Origin of the sequence: Bradyrhizobium sp. STM 3809, assembly GCF_000239795.1 — a bacterium.
Taxonomy (GTDB): Bacteria; Pseudomonadota; Alphaproteobacteria; order Rhizobiales; family Xanthobacteraceae; genus Bradyrhizobium.
Genome location: NZ_CAFJ01000583.1, coordinates 1 through 1,046 on the forward strand (window position 1 = coordinate 1; position 1,046 = coordinate 1,046).

A 1,046-nucleotide genomic window follows, 5' to 3' on the forward strand; every position below is an offset into this window, starting at 1 on the left:
GCGCTGCTTGTCCGGCACCAGCCAGCTGAAGAACAGGAAGGCGACGACCACGATCAGCAGGCCGCGGCCCAGGCCGAACAGGAAACCCAGGGTGCGATCGAGCGCGCCGATGCGCGAATCGAGGATCATGTCGGAGATCTTGACCGTGATCACCGAGACGATCAGCAGCGTACCGACGAAAGTACCGGCGACGACGACGACACTCGCGACGGTATCGTTGTTGAAATAGGTCTTCGCGGTCGGCAGCAGCTTCGAGAACGAATAAAGCGTGACCAGGGCGGCGGCGCCCCAGGCGGCGATGGACAGCACCTCGCGCATGAAGCCGCGGACCATGGCCAGCAGCCCCGACACCAGCATGACACCGAGCAGGATGAGATCGAGGATCGTTATCGGCATCGGCTGCTCAGGTCCGCTTCACAGGTCCAAGGTTCACGTCAAACAAGGTTCACGTCGAATCGGCCGGAAATCTGCGCTCCAGGTGAAGGAGGGCTGGTTCCCTGGCAAGTCCGGGCGGTCACACGATCCCGTGCGAGCCCGGATGCGGCGTTGTATAGCGGCGAGTCATGGGAACGTCACGGTCCGGCTAGCCGTCCTGACGGCGGAATCTCGCTGGTGTGGCATTTTTTTCGGCATGGCTCGGGGCACGGCGGCCCGGTTCGGCGGCATCGCCCTCCTCGCGGGCGCTGTTGTGCCGCGCGCGGGGCGTGCCACGCGCGGCGATGTCGGCGACCAGCGAGGTCAGCCCGCCGACGGTGTTGAGGTTCAGCCCGGCGTCGCCGCCGGCCTCGCCGCGGGCACGCTCGGGCAGCACCACGCGCAGAAAGCCGAGCTTGGCGGCTTCTTTCAGGCGCGCCGAGGTCTGCGCCACCGGCCGCACCGCGCCGGACAGCGAGATCTCGCCGAAATACACCGCATCCGGCGGCAGCGGCGCGTTGACCAGCGACGACACCAGCGCGGCGGCCGCAGCCAGATCGGCCGCCGGCTCGTGAATGCGCAGGCCGCCGGCGACGTTGAGATAGACGTCATGGCCGGACAGCTTGACGCCG

2 protein-coding genes are annotated in these 1,046 nt (G+C 67.3%); both read right to left on the reverse strand.

Features of this window, described 5'->3' with window-relative positions; all coding sequences use genetic code 11:
* Positions 1-396, reverse strand: a 396-nt coding sequence (locus BRAS3809_RS26280) for a CvpA family protein (RefSeq protein ID WP_035658750.1), incomplete at its 3' end; no start/stop codon positions are given.
* A gap of 187 nt (positions 397-583) precedes the next feature.
* Positions 584-1,046, reverse strand: a 463-nt coding sequence (locus tag BRAS3809_RS26285; RefSeq protein WP_035658752.1) for a magnesium chelatase domain-containing protein, incomplete at its 5' end; no start/stop codon positions are given.